The following is a 17,756-nucleotide window of genomic DNA, read 5'->3' as shown; positions in this document are numbered from 1 at the left end:
TATTTCAGAAATATGTAAAAAGGGAGAAGAAGGATGAGAACAGCATTGTCGGACTAATCCATTAGGACTGATTCGAACCGTTTACGAACGAATTGGCGTCGACATTTCTCCAGCTTCCTGAGGTTTGATCAACCCTTCAGCCTGATGCATGAACTGATCCAAAATCCCCTTGCGAGAAAGGTATTGCAAGGCATATTCACGACCATTGCGTGCCAGCAATTGACGCTCTTCCTGGTCAGCATGCAGTTGCACAATTGCCTTGACCATTTGCTCAGCCTGACCTGGCTCTACCACCAAACCGCAATTGGCCGACTGAACAATATGGGCCAGCTCACTGTCTTGCCTGGCTGCCACGATCACCGGCTTTTGGCTGCACAAGATATTATTCAATTTGGAAGGCAGGACTACGTCATTCATGCCTTCTTTTTGCGGAATGACAGAAACATCGGCGGTCGCCAACAAGCGGCCCAATGAATTTTTTGGCACGGGGCTGGTAAAGCGCACATTGTGCAAACCCTGTTCATTGGCACGGTTGATCAAGGTTTGTTTCTCACCACCATCACCCACAATCACAAACACAATGTCGTCGAGATGGCTCAACTGTTTGGCCACCGCCAACAACATGCCCAAACCCTGCTTCACACCCATATTGCCCGAGTAAAGCACCACAAACTTGTTTTGCAATGACCAGTCATATCGATAGCTATCACGGTCAGACATGGGCATCACGGTATCGTCATCGGCCCAGTTTTTAAAGATGAGCATCTTCTTCTCATCCACACCTTTGGCCTGAATATTTTTCTGCATCGCCAAGCTAATCGTCGACACCCAATCCACCAACCGATAAGTCAGCGATTCCATGCCATACAGAATTTTAGTTAACAGGCCTGGCTTGAGCATACCCAACTCAACCGCGGCATCGGGCTGCAAATCCTGCACATGAAAAAGCGTTTTGCTGCCCTTGAGCTTGGCAAGCAGCGCAATTGGAATACCAATCGGCAACGGTGGCGAAACGATGATAGTCAGATCGGCTGCTTCAGCCATGAGATAACTGATTGAGGCAGAAATACAAAAACTGAATTCATGAATAATACGTTTTAATGCTGACGGTGCGCGTGGTACAAACAAATAGCAACGACGCAGTTTAACCTTCCCCATTTGTTCGGCACGAAACAGGACTTGCCGATCATTGTATTTTTTTTTCCAGTTGGGGTAATACGGAAAACCGGTATGCACGGTCACATCCCAATCACGCTCCGACAGGTACTCACTCATGCCCGTGGTATAGACAGAAATACCGGTAGGCTCAGGCGCATAGTTGATGGAGATGACAGAGATTTTCATGAGGTGCTCGTTGACTTCGATTGAAGGAACAGGGTTCTTATCTGTTTTACGTTGCCGCTATTCTGGCAGACGAATATGACCATTCAATGAAGCACCACACTTTCGTTGATACACCAAGCTCGGCTTGCATCAAGCCAGACAAACTACCTGACTGTCCAATATTGCAAATGTCGCAAAGGGTTGTAGCGATAAGCCAAACGCGCCAGACGCCGCTTCCAGGGGTTCATCAAAATCAGATGATTGTCCTCAATTTTTTGCGCCACCCGATTCTGCTCATTGATGTATTGCGTTCTGAAACGCTGCGAGCCGGTAATCGACCCAGGATAGATTCTGAAGTCTCCCAACACCTTGTTGATGGTCGCGTATCGTGCATCGGCCAGTGCCATGTCCACCAACAACTCACCATCCCAGGTAATCCGATTGGTCGGATTGAAGCCACCAGCCTTGCGAAAGACATTCTCACGGAAAAAAGTACCTTGCTGACCGACTGTACAAATACCGGCTGCGTATTTCACCGGATCAAACAAATCGGCGGTACGACTGCGCTTGCTGGCACGCCCTTCCTCATCCACGATCCGGATAGCGCCACACAAGACATCCACCTTGTCATGGGCGGCAAAATATTCACCCACCATTTTCAACGCACCCGGTATCAGTCGATCATCGGCATTGATATAACCAAAGACCTGGCCTTTAGCATGACGAAATCCATTATTCAATCCATCGGCCGGGCCACGATCGGGTTCAAACACCACGGCACCCAAACGATCTTGATAACGCTCGATAATATTGCGGCTACCATCTGTTGAACCAGGGTCCACCACGATGTAATCGATATTTGGATAATCCTGATCGAGTACCGAACAGATACACTCTTCCAGATACTTCGCCTGATTGAATGAAATCGTGACGATACTGATGGTAGGCAGACTCATACTCAAGAACACTCTATTGTTATAAGGATACGAGACCAGCAGCATAGCGGCCTTATGTGACAAGTCATCGTTGATGTCGCAAAATCAATCAGTCTTTACCAATCATTTATCTAATTTTCAAATTAAAAAAAATGCGACCATGCGGCCGCATCCTGATCACATGAAAATCGCTGATTAGTCACTGATTAAAGGGAGTATCCAACAAAACAATACTCCTTAGGCAAATATTAATTAGGCCTATTTATTTACTACCACCGAGTATCGGTTTATGAACAAAAGCCCACAAAGAGATATTCGGCCAGCTTATTGCCCTTTGCGTTTGCCGATAAAACCCAGCGAACCCAAACCCAGCAACAACAAGCCCAAAGCACCAGGAACTGGCACTGGGCTGGCGGCATTCACAGCACCCACATAAGTACCACCAGCAATACCGTTAACCGTGCCACGAATATTCAAGGCATAGTTTGCAGAACCAAGGTTATTGGCTGTAATAACAGCAACTTCACCATTACCACTTGGTGTTGTCCAAGCCTGAATCAGGCTAGCCGTGCTGATGTTTTTCAAATTCACCTGAAGATTGGTGATGTTGAACAAACCAGCCAAATTCAATGAGGCCACAATGGAATTGACCGTTGCCGAAGGGCTCAAAGAAAAAGTGAATGTGTCACAAAAATTGTATGGTGCACCACCAGCACAACTATTGTTGCCACCTGTCGAGAATGCCACGTGAGAAAAACTCACAGAAGCAGGCGCTGTAATCGGACCGAGGTTGTACCCGGTAGGATTCACCGTATCCGCATAGACTGGCGCCACCAGTCCCTGCGCTGCAAGACCGGCCAAAGCCAGTACCACAGAACGGATAGTTGAAATTGCCATAGATTTCCCCCAAAGGATGATCACCAGAAAAACATCGTCGGATTGACGACCCTCGCAATCTACAGGGGCAAGATGTAACAGTCGTGTCAAAACTGTCAAATAAAACAGTCTATACAGACTAGTACTTGATATGAACCTGACGACAATTCGCCAGGATTAAAATTTAAACAGCCGCTTTCTGACTATCGCGTTTTTTAACGCCAATCAAACCCAGCAAACCCAAGCCACTCATCAACAAACCATAGCTGGCTGGTGATGGCACCGAACTGCTGCCATCAGTTGGCACAGCATTCATATGACCGGTATAAGAGCCGCCCAACGACCCCGCTACCCAACCACGAAAATTCAGCGAGTAATTACCCACGGTCAAATTAAGTGGATTGATGACGGCCACCGTGCCGTTACCAGCGCCAGTACCACCAGTCCATGCCTGCACAACCGCCGTGGTGGTCAGATTCACCAGACTCATTTGAAAGCGATCAATCTTGTAATACGAAGACAAATCAATCGTTGCCGAAATCGCATCAATCGTCGCGGCAGGACTGAGGGTGAAGGAGAATGAATCGCAAAAGTTGTACTGTGCCGCATCACCAATACAGCTTGGGTTGTTACCCGTTTTGAAAGCAGAATGAAAAAACGGTACCGTAGTGGGTGCTTCAATCAAACCCAAATTGTAATTGGCCGGATAAGCCACATCTGCTTGCGCATTACCCAACAAGCCGATCATCACAACCACACCAAAAACAACCGCTTTCATTACATGCCCCCTGAATTGACCAGCGACCAGACTCAATTCGTCTTGATCTACCAATAGAACTAGCACTCTAATGATAATTCATGACAAAGCAGTGTCAAAGATTGATGACAAGATAGTCCATAAGTACTAGTTCCAATTGAGATGCTGATTTTTCTATCTACACCTACTGCCAATTTGCCAACGCCGAGAGCAGGCTTGTTCTATCGTCAGAAAATCAACCAAATCTTGCCATGCCTTGTCTTATCTGGCTTTAGCTACAGTTGCCGGCTCTTCCAGCAGTGCCTCAATCCGTTCAATCGGCACCACACCGCGAATCCGTTTGCCATTTTTCATGAAGATCGTGGGTGTACCACTGATCTGATGCGCTTGACCAAAGTTCACATTTTTAGTCAGCGGATGTTCACACTCACTCGCAGCGCGGGGCTCTTTCTTGTCCTGCATCCAGTCCAGCCAGCTTTTGCTGCGATCCGTTGAGCACCAGATCGCCTTGGCTTTGCTGGCGGAATCCTCACCCAGTACCGGATACAAAAACACATGAATCGTCACATCATTAAGCTTCACCAGCGACTGTTCCAGCTTTTTGCAATAACCACAATTGGGGTCCTCAAAAATAGCCAGTTCCCGCTTGCCATTCCCCTTCACCACCTTGAAAGACTGCTCCATCGGCAAACTCTCAAATGGCACCTTGCTCAAGTCCTCCAGACGCTCTGAGGTAACGTTGATTCGACTATCCACATCCACCAACTCGCCGCGCATCAAAAATCGACCGTCCTTATCGGTATACATGATGCTGTTGCCGCTACGTACTTCGTACAAACCGTTATAAGCCGTTGCCATAATCTCATCGGCCTTAAAGCCGGTGCCGAGCTTTTCGGCAAGACGTTTCTGGATTTTGTTTTCCACGGTTTCGGCAGAGACCGTGCTGCACAACATGCTGGTCAAAACAGTAGCGAATACCAATGCTTTCATGACTTTCCTCTATAACCATTGAGAGGATGCATCATATTACCCTTGCATGACAAGTTGACGACCAGGAACTTTCGTATCAAAAAGCAATCATAGCTTCAATTAAGCTGGCTGCTGCTACAACTCAAACCAGCTCAAGATTTCAACGTCAAGCGCTTGGCTCCGGCTTTTTTAGCCGCCTTTACAAGGCCATCATCCAAAGTGGCCAACGCCAGGCCTTCTCTTAATGTCAATTCCAGATACGCTGCATCATAAGCTGACAGGTTATAGCGACGGGCCAGCTGTAAAGTATCATTCAGCGCATGGACGCTGGTCTGTGGATCAACTTCAATATGCATCTGATGAAGCAAATGAACAAACTCTGCACTACGAGCCTCAGGTAATCCATACTTTTTTTCGGCACGAGCTATCACATTGGCCACCTCAAGCGACCAAATCCCCGGCACCAACACATTGCCATCTGCAATAACAGACAGTACATGTCTGGCATAGGTCTGATCACTGGCTGAACCATCACCAAAAAGCCAACGCATGGTAACCGAATTATCAAGTACAAAGCGCATCAGTCGCGCCCCTCTTCGAGCAATGCCTTGGTATCAATACCCAGGATTGGTGAATGCGCCTCCATAAACTGATACATCTGCGCTATGGCTAACGCCACATCGTTTTTGGGAGCTGCTGCTGAAGGAATCAAGTCAGCAATAGCTGCACCTCGTAGCGTAATCGTGTAGCGATTGCCCTCTTGCACCCCACGCAAAAGCTCAGGTAATTTGGTTTTTGCCTCGTATGAACCTATTTCAATATTCATTTCTTTACTCCCTCATCACGACAATAGACCAGTATATAGACCAGTCTATTTTTGTCAAGAATTCTGGATCATAAAAAAATAGCTGCTGGTACCGACAACAAAGCGGCCCAAAAGATGGACCATCCAAACAGGTCTCACCGCTTTCATTAAACCATCAATCAAAATCAACAACGATTTCCACCATCGTCACAGCTGCATCACATTATATTAATACATTTTGATAACCAACAAAACAAGTCAAGATGATTGTCAGTTGGTTCATCGACAACATCTAATTTAATGAGGGCAATATGAAAATGAAAATCATCACCATGTCCATTCTGGCGTTATTGAATGGGTTTAGTTCGAGCAGTCATGCGTTACCACCCAGCTCCTATAACAGCACTGCAGGCGATACCCTGGATCTTTTTATCGCAGGTTCTTCTGCATTGGATCCCGCACTTTTAAAAACCCTTTCAAAATCATTCTGTACCGCGGGTAGCATGGACGTCTACAGCTATAACACTCAGTTGGTAGTGCTATGTACCTCCTCCGTAGCACTCACAGGCGGAAAGACAAAAATTGCCCTTTATAAAAATTCGGTTGGCGGCTCAATCAATGGTGTTCTTCCTGTAGCGAATGGCACACCATTAACATTTATAAGTATGGCCGCATTGAAGGCGAACCCCGATTTAGTCCTCACTACCGCTACTGTCTCATCAACAACTGGCCTTCCAGCTTATACAACCATGAGGTCGCTACCACTGCAACGCAAACTGCCATTCCCAAAGCTGGCCTTTCTGATGTTGAGCCAGCACTGCTAGGTGCCACTCCAACACAATTAGCAAAGTTAACAGTCCAATCTCCCAATGCTCTCGTATTTGGTGTAGTAGTTACCAAGAAAATTAGAGATTTACTTCAAGCCAAAGAAGGACTGGTGGTTGGCTCAGAAACCGAGGCCAATATGCCCAACCTCACCAAAACCCAGTTATCTGGTATTTTTACTGGACAAATCATCCAGTGGAGCCAGCTAGGGCTTCCAGTCACGGGTGACAACACCATCTATGTTGCCAGACGCCCTACTTACTCCGGGACCTTTGAGGTATTTGATATTTACTTTACAGGTGCTACTTGCATGGGTGGTGTACAGCCTTTTGTCACAGCCAATTCAAGTGGTGCATGCAATATAACCGGTAATGTCAGCCCCTCTTCCAGCCTTGATATGGCGCATGTATGACCAGTTACGACACAGCCAACCTTGGTGCAGTAGGCATGATATCAACCGGCTTTGTACCTGTTGATCCGTTTAATGGCGTACAGAATCCAGGAAATAATGCATATCGTTTTATCAAAATCAATGGCTCAGCACCAACACTATTGAATGTGGTAGAGGGCACGTATGAACTATATGCAGAAACAAGTTTTCAATATCGAAACACAATAAGCGGAAATTTACAAACAATTTTTGACTTAATGCCTAGAAAATTAGGTGATCCAACAATTATTGATGATATAGACAATGGCATTAGACAGTACTGGGGAAGATCAGGTCTATTGGCCTTACCGAGTAATGGTTATTCACCTGTAATAGCCAGTGGCACAACAATCAGTTCTGCGGATATCACTGCCAACCCGGTTAATACCTATACGAAGAGTCCCAATGGACCACCAGACAATTGCCAACCGCCACTCCCCACCGCCAATACTGATCTATTCAGCAAACCATAATTCAAATTATAGTTATTAAGACATCATCACCTTGCCAGGCAAGGTGATGATAAAAAGCAAATACTAATTATTTACCAAAGCAAGACGAATCGCTCTCTTTACAGTTCTTGTCACCAAAGCCCACCACCTCAACACTCAGGATATTTGGCTTGATGGACTCTGCCGAAGCCATCTTGCTGCGCTCGGCATTTTTGGCTGCTTCTTCAGCGGCCTTGTCCTGACCTGCGGTGGGTGTAGCACCACTGGATGCCATCGTCGCTGACAGGCTGCCGGATACAGCTTGCGGCACACCTTGCGATGAACCTGCGGCACTAATGTTGGTGGCGTTTAAGACAGTTTGTGCGGCAATGGTAATATTACCAGCGGAAACAATCCCCGCCTCACCCGCATCAATGGTGCCTTTGGGTGCAAAGAGGTAAACACTACCCGGTGCTGGCGATTTCAATGGGCCTGAGCCATCGGGGTCGGAGGTGGCGGTTTGAATACCACTACCGGCAGCATCAGGTGGAACCTCATAACGGTAGCCAAGAATTTTGGTTGGATCACTCGGATCAGGAATGGCAATTCTTTTCGGGGCAGCGGTGGCGCGAGCAGTCTTTGCTCCACGTCCGGCATCAATGCCCCCTTCAGTGGTATAGATCAGGATATCTCCACCCCGGGCAGTCAATACCTTGCCCTGATTGATGTTGAAATCGCCACTCAAATAACTATTGATATTTCCCCCGGCAGAGGTGACCACACCCACGCCTACGGCAGGCGCATTATTTTTATCGGGTGTGGTCGTAGAGCCGACAATGATATTACCCTTGGGTGCAATCAAGTCGATGTCACTGCCACCCTGAGTTTGAATGGCTGATTGATAAGTACTGATATCGCCACCTAAAATCTTGGCTTGCCCCAAAAAGCTGTCGATGGCTTTTTTTGCCAATGCTGGATCATTTTTCTCGCCTGCCGTTTTTAAATCGGCATAGGTCTGATCCAGCTTATCCAGATTGACCTCACCACTGACACCGGCAATTGCAGTAATTCTGGCACTCTTATCACTGGTCAAATAAGGATTGAAACTGTTACCCAAAGCTGCCAAAGCGCCAAAATTATTGCCTTGGGTGTTATCACCTGGATAAAGCGTTGTCGCATTGGTCATTACAATCGAACTCCCAGCCTGTACTACTAAACGCCCTGGTCCATTGATGAAAATACTTCCATTTGCCGTGGCTGATCGAATATCCTCGCCATCAGAGTGCACCACACTGACATCCGAATCCTTCAGGTTTTGCAGCAACCATAAACTGCTTAATACAATACTCTTGTTAGCCCAGATCCTTGAAACAGCAGGCAAAGTAAAGTCAGCATTATTGATCCCACCATTTAAAGCCTGAATATCATACACATAACCAGACTGATCTCGTTGAACGATCCGCGATGCGCTACTTGGCTTATCGTCACTTGAAGTAATTGCATTTCCTATATTGATCGAATTTGAATTCTTCTTTGGATTGCGCCATGTGTAAAGCGCTGCAGGATCAGTATCATTGACTTTTAGTGTCAGGCCATTAACATTCTGATCAGCCAGTATTTTGACGATCCCCTGCTGAGATGCAAAGAGGAATATCAATGAGTTACTGCCATTATTTCCGATACTCGAAATACTTCCACTGAATGCAGTAGATAACAATGTGGCAGGATAAGTATAGGTAATATTATTATTACGATATTTATTCTGTTGATTTGGGTTAGTGCTGCCCAATGTGGTATCCAGATTACTACCCAGTTTAATATCACCCGATTTTGCCTTGACTGAAACCTGACTGTTATCCGAGTAAGTATAAAAATTTGCCGAAACTCCTAAAGGAGAATTACTCACACTTGGATCAATAACTCCAGAAATTGGCTTAAGAGAAGTAGAATCATCGATTGCAACAGCAGTCGGATTGGCAATACTCTGAATATTGACGGCATTACCTGCGTCTATAACCAAGCTTGCTTGTTTAGTGGCAATATCATTACTGCTTTCTCCCATCACGTACAACTGAGTCGCTTTTTCACTTCCAACACTGCCACCGGCTTTAATCAATCCTTGACCACGGCCCAATAAATAACTACCACCCTTGATACTGTTACCGGCCAGCACTGCAACATCCCCACCTCCCAGCACGTCAAGCTGTGTGCCATTGGAATAGGTACGTCCTGAAGTTGCTGACATGGCTGATAAGTTGTCCACATTTCGTCCAGCCTGAATATCGATATTACCGCCACCAAAAGTGCCAATATTCTGTTTGAAATTGGCTCTATATACCCACCAGTCTGCCTGCAGCTTAGTAATATTAGACAGATTTGATCTTGGCCTGCGATACCAATCCGTGATCCATTGATTACCACTACCAATTGCATCATGTTGCGCTGTAATACTGATATTGCCACCCTGGTTAGCCCAACGCCCATAGTTGGAAGCAGAACCATAAGAAGTCGCTACATCGGCTGCGGCGATTTGCCCGGTGGTGTAAATCACCGCGGTATTGTTATTGCCATTGGCCATATTAAAATCATGCGCCGCCGCTACCTGAATATTGCCCGTACCCGTTCTGATCTTGGCATCGGCTCCCAGCACCACATCGCCACCGGTAATCGTGGCGGCTTGAATATTCTGGCTTAACTGTTTGGCAGTCTGCACCGCCATTGGGTTAGCAGCGTCCAGGTCGGCACCACCAACCAGGTTGATATTCCAGGTTTTACCCAGTGGCGTTACCCCATCAGCCTGATACAGGCTGTCACTGGGCAGACCAATGCTGCTGTTGATATTGAGATTACCTTGCGAACGAATGGTCAGTGTGCCGGGCTGGTTATTGCTTAACCAGGTGGTGGCATCAGTCAAATCAATGGCATCAGCCTGAGTATGGTCACCGGCAACCTGTAGTTCTACACCAGCTCGCACCTGGCTATTGCCTTGCGCCTGGCCGTCATCCCCTTTGATATTAGCCACAATCGCGGGGATAGTCGCCGCAGTGACAAAGGCATTGACTTCGGTACCGGCGTTGGCAAAGGTAGTGGTGTCATAAACTTTATTGCCTTCGGCCACCACTTCAGCCACCTTGTCACTCTGACGTGTCTTGCTGAGTACGGTACCTTGCAAATCGGCATTCATGCCATCATTGCCCACATTACGCGCTGCGATAAAAGTCACCTGTCCTGCTTTACCCAATTTGGCAGCGCTGACATCAATCTTGGCACCTTGTGCAAATGTCACTTTGCCTGCGGTGCTGCCGACTCGGACTGTACCGCCATCACTATAAGCACTGCTATCGGCCAAGGTAGAGCTGGCATCGATCACACTGCCATTGGCCAGGGTGACATCATTTTTGGCATACAACTCAACTTTGCCCTTACCCTTGAGCGAGCTGGCATCGAGCTTGCCGTTTAAATTGATGGCACCATTGTCGGCGGCAATCTGCAACTGTCTGGCTGTGACGGTGTCACCCGCCGCAATCGTGACATCACCCTGACGAACCCGTAGGATACGTTGTTCAGTCATGCTGCCACTATTGAGCTTGCTGTTTAAGCTTGAAAAATCAGGCAGTGTTTGAACATCCAGATTAAATTTACCCTGGGTCTGGCCAGCGTTGGCAGCACCATTGACTTGCCCATCCAATTGCAAGGCATTGGCAGCAATATTGAGCGTACCGGCATCGCCGCCATCGGCAATACCATTCACCAATACATTGGCACCTTGCTTGATAACCACATTGCCCGCATCAGCCATCACATTGACAACACCAGCACCTGCAACGGCCATGGTACCGTTAAAGTTTTTGCTGACGCCACCCACATCAACCACTGCGCCATCCTCTAAAGTGACATTATCTGCAGCACCATTACCTTTGGCGGCCATGGTCACCGAGCCAGACTTCATCTCAACCCGGCCATTACTGGTAATTGACTTACCCTCCAAAGCCAAACGTGAACCGATTGAAGTCACATCATTCACTGGTGTGACTGCCCCGTTACCCTTGATATTGAAGTTGTAATAAAGCGGATTATTGGCATCAGTCAGATCAGCGGCTTGCCAGCTTTGATAAGCGCCATGGCTACCCGTGATTCGCGCTGCCGTCATGGTCAGATTACCGGCCACTTGCAAGGTCGTGAGCTCACTATCAGGCTGGGTCGTCAACTTGCCATTGGCATCATAAACAGACTTACTGCCATCGGCCACAATGTCGCCTGCCGCCGTCATATTGACCGTATCAAAACCGCGAATGGCCTTATTACCAGCACCAATCGTCAGCTTGTTGGCATTCACGTTCAGCACGCCACCCGTGGTGCCAGTATTGGTACTGGCTTGTGCTGTTGTATTTTTAAACGTTACATTGGATGCCGTAATCTGGCTATTGGCTGCACCACCACTGCCACCGGTTTTAGCCACCAGGGCACCGCTATCCAAACTCAGATTATTGAGTGCACTGCTGCCCAATTGAGTGTTGCCGTATAAATCTACACTGCCATAGCTCTTCAACGTTACCGTGTCGAGACTATTCAGATTGGCGAGCTGCGTATTGGACAGCACCAGACCATCATCAATACCAGTTACGCCATCAGTCTCACCCACACTCACCTTGCTGGAAGCCAATGACACCGCGCCACCGCTTTGGACATTCAGATTGCCTTTGAACTGGGTATTTTGTGTGGCATCAATCAATAGAGATTTATCAGCAGCCAGCGTTGCCCCTTCTTCCACCACCACTAGCCCGGCACCACCACCGCTATTGCTGCCACGATCAACCGTGACCTGATCATTATTGGCCAATCTGATTAATGCGCTATTGGCATCGGTCTTGATATTGCGCGAGTTACCGGCTTTGGTGCCGCTACCACTCAACACACTGCCACTTTTAACGGTGATATTTTCTTTGGCAGCCAGCAACAATTCGGGTGCCTGCAATTTGCTGGCATCGTTATTCGTCACCAACACTTCTTTGGACTGAGCCGTGACTACCGTGGCATCGGTGGCATCACTGCGCGTACCACCAATCAACAAACTGGCATTCAGATGCGAGAGACTGCTCGCTTCCAGTTGCAAATAATCACTGGCAATGTCGGTTCTTCCAACCTTATCAACCACCGCAATACGGTTGTCCTGACCACTGATATCCACTTGGGCCAACTGCGCTTTTTCGTTGGCCGGGTTGGTATTAAAGGTACCGTTTAAAGTCAGCGCATCGGTGGCAGCAATACTTAACTTGCCACCGTCATTAGGTAAACGCGGTACCGTGACACGATTTTGTGTTGCCAGCTTGGTGAAAAACTCATTACCGTTATTGATGTTGTAATCAGACTCGGTTTTAGCCGCACTACCCGGCCGCACAATCACACCAATCGGTTGTGATTGACGAATATCCGTACCTGCCACCGTCAAATAACCACTGACCACCGTTTGACCATTGCGCAAATTAACTGTCTGACCTGCTTTTAATGCGCTATACGTCGAACCGGTTTGCAACTGAACCATATAGGCACCTGGCAACAGGGCATAACGGCCCGGCAAGAGAATATAGTCGCCTGCGGGGACGCCACTGCCAGCGCTGAGGTGAATGGCGTTGTAGGGCGAGTTAGCTGCAATCGCAGAACCGCTGCTGGTAATGCTGTAATCAGGATCAACTGGTAACGAACTCAGCAGAGACTTGGGCATGATCGCATAAGTATTGGGCTGGATCAGTGTGTCCTTGCTACCACCAGAACCTGTCACAAATTCGACTGCCTGAATATCCCCGCCGCCAGAAATATCAACAACAGCACCTGATTTCTGATTGATAGATTTACCAGACAAACTAATTTTCTTTTCTGGTATTGCATTCAAATCAAGCCATGTCACACCAGCCTGAGTCGTACCGTAAGGAATGACACTGCCATTAGCAGACACCGAAGTGATGCTGTTACTACTTAGTTCAAGGTTTTTATCCGCACGCAATTCAATCGTACCGAGTGGTGCTTTAATCACACCAGATTGAATAATATTTTCAGCACTCAACACGACTTTGCCACCGACAGACAAAACTTCGCCACGGTTGCTGCCATTACCCGTGATTTTAATAACGCTCCCATCTATCGGAGTACCCGTCGTGTCATTCGTGTCAGTCACTTTTTTAACTGCAATGTTATAGCTTGACTGGGTAACTGGATATACCTGCGCTGCCAACAAATTGATATTGCCTTCACTCGTCAAGCCACCTTGATAGTCCCTACCACCTTCATTAATTTGTCGGCCTACCAAACGGATATCATTGGCACTTTGAATATTGGTTTCGCTGACACCATTCACCGTTACACTGCCCACCAAATCGACATTATTGGCTGAAATATTCAGTTTTCCAGAACCAGCACGGGTCGCGATCGGCAGTGTTACGCCACCAATTACTGCATTTGATTCTGCCGTGACAATGCGATTTCCATTTAGAGTATTACCAAGAGTTACTGTACTACCTTGAAGATTCACTGTAGTCTGTTCATTTTGAATATCCAGGGCAGTACTATCCAACGTGATACCCCGTTTGAATTGCAAACTCGCATCCTTTTGGAATGCAATACTGCTTTCAGCTTGAAGACGCAGTTTATCAAACCCATTCTGAGCAATTTTTTCTGGGTTGAACAATGTATCTTGAGTATTGTCGGCTTTGGCAACTGACGAAGCGTCAGTCACAACAATGCGACTATTTTTTGGAACAACAAGTTGCAATGGATCATCATTACGGCTATTAAATTGCAGGTCAAAGCTACCACCGGCACTTTGTCCTTGCCCCTTACCTATGATGTCACCCCGTAAATCTGTCTGATCATTGGATTTAATCGTGACACTACCCGCATCACTGGTCACTGTTTTTCTGACATAGCTCTGTGCCACATCATTCTGCTTAACATCGAGTAATTGTGAGGTCCCACTTACATCGATTACAGACCCAGCTTTAGTATGAATTTTTGTTAGTGCGGTATTGAGCGTCACCGAACCACCATTTGTCACGGTACCCAATAACAAACCGCGATCATCCGGCTTGGCGATATAGGTGCCATTCGTCAGAATTTTTGACGTCTCATCCAAGGTTAAATCAGACGTGAGACGCTCTATATTTTGAGTACCATTTACTTTAAGCTCAACATTGCCACCTGGCGCAATGATTTTCCCCTGAATCAACATATTGCCCTGTGATTCAAGCGTCACAGCAGCAAGTGGATCTGTCACAATGGTTGAATTGGTTGGCAATGTTAAAGAAGCATACTGCGCTGTTTCATTGAGAGTCGTCCTACCCGTTGAACGCAGTGCAATACTGGTTGCCTTGCGCTGATCATCGGTCAGTGTACTGACCGATGTAATCGAAGCAAGGTCTTCACCCGATGCCAAAACCCTGGATTTTTGATTATCAATCACCCAGTTTTTTTGCTGAGGATGAAGCACCGAATTATTTTCGATGGTAAGTTTTGTTTTACCCTTGATATCGTATGAGCTAAAACCCCCTTGCTGAAAGAATTCCGGCTTGAGATTAAGCTCAGCACTGGTATCACCACTATTACCGATATTGACTGAATTAGTCTCTATGACCAACTTGCCACCATTAGTAAGGCCATAAGCTAATAAAGTACCATCTAATTGATTCTTATAGTCTTTAACGGCATCAAAACCAGTATCACCAGACTGTAGGCCAGAACCCGTCTTCAATGTGATCTTACCTGCTGATCCAGCAGTCACCTTGCCACTGGAACTCAGTTTGGCACCGCCAGACACATCAATTTTGGAGCCTGCTTCAGTGATCAATTGTGTGCCATTTGAATTCAACTCAACCGAGCCACCATTGAGTGCATTGCTGGCAATAATGGAATTAGCATTATCACTTCGATCCACGCTATCAAACGCACTTGGCATGATCTGCCCAACAGTTGCCCCAGCCACACCGTTTTGATTAATCCAGACGCCTTTGGTAGAGATTTCAGCACCCTGGCGAAGTTGCACACCACGTGTTAAATCCGCTGGACGAGCACCAGCATTAATCGATTCCAGTTTGACATTGCCTGCAGGCGCATTGATTTTTCCAGCCACATCAATTTGAGTCGCACGAAGTGTCAAAGTTGAAGCGAGAGGTGCATTGATCTGGACATCACTGCCAATCGTCAATTTACCGTTGGCATTAATTTCTACATTATCAAAACCATTCTGTTTATAGTCACCAGTACCCGTCTGTTGACTGGCAGGAAACAGCGTTCTGGCAATCTGAAGGTTAGCGACAGCCTTGTCGGCCAAAATAGAGTCAATCTGAAAATCATCACCGAGTGTGTCTTGCGGCGCAGCAGTAATGCTGACGTTATTGACCATTTTCTGTTTTGTAGGGTCCGTCGCATCATAATGGCCAAGTTCCAGATAGCCTGCACGAGGCGCATTGGCCATCTGCAGCATACCGGCAGTGGCGCCACCATACAGATTGCCATCCAGCACCATGCCTCTTAATGCGGTCAGATGCAGCTCACCACCCGGCTTGCCTTCGACGTAAGCAGATTCCGTCACACCAAAACCACCATTCAGCTTTTTGAATGTTTCGGTCTGTCCCCAACGCTTGTAGGTACGGGTAAAACTATCTCTGATACCCAAATATTTAAGATCCTTGGGCGCTGTTGCAATATCATAGCTTTGCCCATCGGCACCGATCAGCCGTGAAGCCTGGGAAACACCGCCCGAATAGCGATATCCCCCTCCTGAAACATCCACGACTGAATCAGGTCGCGCAATGATGTCTCCTTCGGAATCCAGGGTAATTGTGCCACCTGCTGCAGCCTTTTCCTGGACAGTACGTTTACGGCCCGCCTGATAAGCAGAAACATCCAGCACCGTGCTGCCTTTACGCAAATCAATGGTGACTTTCTGTCCCTTCAGCGCACCTACTTTTTGATCGGGCGAATCTTTGAGTTCAGTCGATGTAACCGGAATCGTCACAAAATTACTGTCATAACTCAGATCAACCCAATTCCCTGAAGCGTCAATCTTGCTGCCCTTATCCAGATAAATTCTTGGGACGGCGGTGGGATCGTCGGCATTCTTTTTGGCAGACAGACTAATATTGCCGCCACGGGCAATCATCTGACCTTGATGATAAATCACATTGGCTTCAGCCTTGATATAGCCTCGATAATCATTGGCATTAGGATCATTGGGGTTATAGTATTTTTGATCCTCGGTCAAGGCTGTTGTATCCGATTTGTCCAAAGGCGTTTCTGTCACGCTGTCTTTGGTCAGATTCAGACGACCATATTTACCGGCACCAGAAAACTCCCCACCGGTTCTGGCTTGTAAAAATACCGAACCATTTTGAAGTGCGGCACTCGATGCAGAGACTCGCCCACTCTGATTGATCATCAAGCCAGCCAAGGTCACATTACCGCGATCAGCCGAAATTGTGCCCATGTTCTGGATCAGACTGGTCACATTGACATCACCTTCTCCAGCCTGCACCTCGACGATCATGCCGCGCAGCTTGTTCTGCTCAACAGCAGCCGGCCCAGACAAATCAGCATCATTAAGGTATAAAAAAGCCCTGTTGCCCGCTGCAAGAATCACTTGACCATCGGGTGAAGTAATCACACCACTGACATTTTTGACCATTGGAGCCAGCATGACAATCGCACCACCCTGGATTGAGCTGATTGATGGTCCTGCGCCCTCACCAAATTCACCAACCCTGATTCCAGCGGTGGTTGCTGGTGATGCTGTCGGCTTACCGTCGTTGTCATAGCCTCCCTCAAACATCGGAGACCTATCCAAATCCTGCGCCTTCCTAGTTGGTACCCCCTTCAAAAACCGCTCATTGGTAATATTGAGCGTTGAAGCATACAAGGCACCCACATTGATCTGGCTACCCTTGTCAAACAAGATACCGTTCTGGTTGATCAGATAGATCTGGCCATCAGCGGTCAACTTGCCTTGAATGATGGACGGGTCTTTATCAAAAATCCGGTTGAGTGCCGCCCAGGTAGCATGACCTTGCTGATCAAAATGCACGCTACTGTTTTTATCAATATTGAAACTGTCCCAATTGATGATGACATTGGGCGAAGTTTGATAAATAGTGGCCGACTGACCGCCACCCGCATTAGGCACAAAGGAATAAGCTGCCTGACCATTGGCCACACCACGCAATACTGGAATCGTACCGTTAGGCAAAATGGCACCCGGCTGCACCGCCCACACTGAGCTGGGTGACACCGTGGCCAGTACACCAATGGATGCCAAAGCAATCACACTGGCACTGGCTCTTGGCAACGCTGTTTGTGCAACCAGTGATTGCTTTTGAGTAGGCAGATAGGACGATTTCAAGTGCTTTTTAGTAGTACGCAT

The 17,756-nt window shown here is 47.3% G+C and carries 11 protein-coding genes; 3 read left to right on the top strand and 8 right to left on the bottom strand.

Annotation, left to right across the window (positions count from 1 at the left end; all coding sequences use genetic code 11):
• Positions 1-81 precede the first annotated feature (81 nt).
• The 7 genes from ACMYR3_RS03825 to ACMYR3_RS03795 all read right to left on the bottom strand — a co-directional run bounded on the left by ACMYR3_RS03825 (position 82) and on the right by ACMYR3_RS03795 (position 5,686).
• Positions 82-1,344, bottom strand: a complete 1,263-nt coding sequence (locus ACMYR3_RS03825; RefSeq protein ID WP_424194678.1) for a WcaI family glycosyltransferase — start codon at positions 1,342-1,344, stop codon at positions 82-84.
• A 143-nt stretch (positions 1,345-1,487) separates the two neighbouring features.
• A complete protein-coding gene (locus ACMYR3_RS03820) occupies positions 1,488-2,279 on the bottom strand; it encodes a glycosyltransferase family 2 protein (protein WP_424194676.1) in 792 nt (263 codons plus the stop codon).
• Positions 2,280-2,582: 303 nt separating this feature from the next.
• Positions 2,583-3,155, bottom strand: a complete 573-nt coding sequence (locus ACMYR3_RS03815; RefSeq protein WP_424194674.1) for an FxDxF family PEP-CTERM protein — start codon at positions 3,153-3,155, stop codon at positions 2,583-2,585.
• A gap of 163 nt (positions 3,156-3,318) precedes the next feature.
• Positions 3,319-3,912: an FxDxF family PEP-CTERM protein gene (locus ACMYR3_RS03810; RefSeq protein ID WP_424194672.1), complete on the bottom strand. Its 594-nt coding sequence runs from the start codon at positions 3,910-3,912 to the stop codon at positions 3,319-3,321.
• A 240-nt stretch (positions 3,913-4,152) separates the two neighbouring features.
• Positions 4,153-4,881 carry a DsbC family protein gene (locus ACMYR3_RS03805; RefSeq protein WP_424194670.1) on the bottom strand — a complete coding sequence of 243 codons (729 nt, stop codon included), beginning with the start codon at positions 4,879-4,881 and terminating at the stop codon, positions 4,153-4,155.
• Positions 4,882-5,012: 131 nt separating this feature from the next.
• Entirely contained in the window at positions 5,013-5,441 is a 429-nt protein-coding gene (locus tag ACMYR3_RS03800) for a type II toxin-antitoxin system VapC family toxin (protein ID WP_424194668.1), read from the bottom strand.
• Complete coding sequence (locus ACMYR3_RS03795) at positions 5,441-5,686, bottom strand: type II toxin-antitoxin system Phd/YefM family antitoxin (protein ID WP_424194666.1); 246 nt, start codon at positions 5,684-5,686, stop codon at positions 5,441-5,443. The genes ACMYR3_RS03800 and ACMYR3_RS03795 overlap by 1 nt, the downstream gene beginning before the upstream one ends.
• Positions 5,687-5,976: 290 nt before the next feature.
• Here ACMYR3_RS03795 and ACMYR3_RS03790 point away from each other — a divergent pair, with 290 nt between their 5' ends.
• From ACMYR3_RS03790 to ACMYR3_RS03780, 3 genes are all read left to right on the top strand, one after another.
• The gene (locus ACMYR3_RS03790) at positions 5,977-6,489 is read left to right on the top strand and encodes a hypothetical protein (RefSeq protein ID WP_424194664.1); all 513 of its coding nucleotides are present in this window, start codon (positions 5,977-5,979) and stop codon (positions 6,487-6,489) included.
• 113 nt (positions 6,490-6,602) lie between these two features.
• Entirely contained in the window at positions 6,603-6,902 is a 300-nt protein-coding gene (locus ACMYR3_RS03785) for a substrate-binding domain-containing protein (protein WP_424194662.1), read from the top strand.
• The gene (locus ACMYR3_RS03780; RefSeq protein ID WP_424194660.1) at positions 6,899-7,393 is read left to right on the top strand and encodes a hypothetical protein; all 495 of its coding nucleotides are present in this window, start codon (positions 6,899-6,901) and stop codon (positions 7,391-7,393) included. Before ACMYR3_RS03785 ends, ACMYR3_RS03780 begins: the two co-directional genes overlap by 4 nt.
• A gap of 67 nt (positions 7,394-7,460) precedes the next feature.
• On the opposite strand, the gene ACMYR3_RS03775 is transcribed toward ACMYR3_RS03780, so the two are convergent.
• Entirely contained in the window at positions 7,461-17,756 is a 10,296-nt protein-coding gene (locus ACMYR3_RS03775) for a filamentous haemagglutinin family protein (RefSeq protein ID WP_424194658.1), read from the bottom strand.

The sequence above is a fragment of the Ampullimonas aquatilis genome, from assembly GCF_049675895.1.
GTDB lineage: Bacteria > Pseudomonadota > Gammaproteobacteria > Burkholderiales > Burkholderiaceae_D > Ampullimonas > Ampullimonas aquatilis.
This window is presented reverse-complemented; position numbering and strand designations above follow the sequence as displayed.

What these genes read in the sequence shown, in the direction of transcription:
- ACMYR3_RS03820 (WP_424194676.1), bottom strand. Translation starts at nt 2,279, where the DNA reads ATGAGTCTGCCTACCATCAGTATCGTCACGATTTCATTCAATCAGGCG.
- ACMYR3_RS03790 (WP_424194664.1), top strand. Translation starts at nt 5,977, where the DNA reads ATGAAAATGAAAATCATCACCATGTCCATTCTGGCGTTATTGAATGGG.
- ACMYR3_RS03775 (WP_424194658.1), bottom strand. Translation starts at nt 17,756, where the DNA reads ATGCGTACTACTAAAAAGCACTTGAAATCGTCCTATCTGCCTACTCAA.
- ACMYR3_RS03805 (WP_424194670.1), bottom strand. Translation starts at nt 4,881, where the DNA reads ATGAAAGCATTGGTATTCGCTACTGTTTTGACCAGCATGTTGTGCAGC.
- ACMYR3_RS03825 (WP_424194678.1), bottom strand. Translation starts at nt 1,344, where the DNA reads ATGAAAATCTCTGTCATCTCCATCAACTATGCGCCTGAGCCTACCGGT.
- ACMYR3_RS03780 (WP_424194660.1), top strand. Translation starts at nt 6,899, where the DNA reads ATGACCAGTTACGACACAGCCAACCTTGGTGCAGTAGGCATGATATCA.
- ACMYR3_RS03795 (WP_424194666.1), bottom strand. Translation starts at nt 5,686, where the DNA reads ATGAATATTGAAATAGGTTCATACGAGGCAAAAACCAAATTACCTGAG.
- ACMYR3_RS03815 (WP_424194674.1), bottom strand. Translation starts at nt 3,155, where the DNA reads ATGGCAATTTCAACTATCCGTTCTGTGGTACTGGCTTTGGCCGGTCTT.
- ACMYR3_RS03800 (WP_424194668.1), bottom strand. Translation starts at nt 5,441, where the DNA reads ATGCGCTTTGTACTTGATAATTCGGTTACCATGCGTTGGCTTTTTGGT.
- ACMYR3_RS03810 (WP_424194672.1), bottom strand. Translation starts at nt 3,912, where the DNA reads ATGAAAGCGGTTGTTTTTGGTGTGGTTGTGATGATCGGCTTGTTGGGT.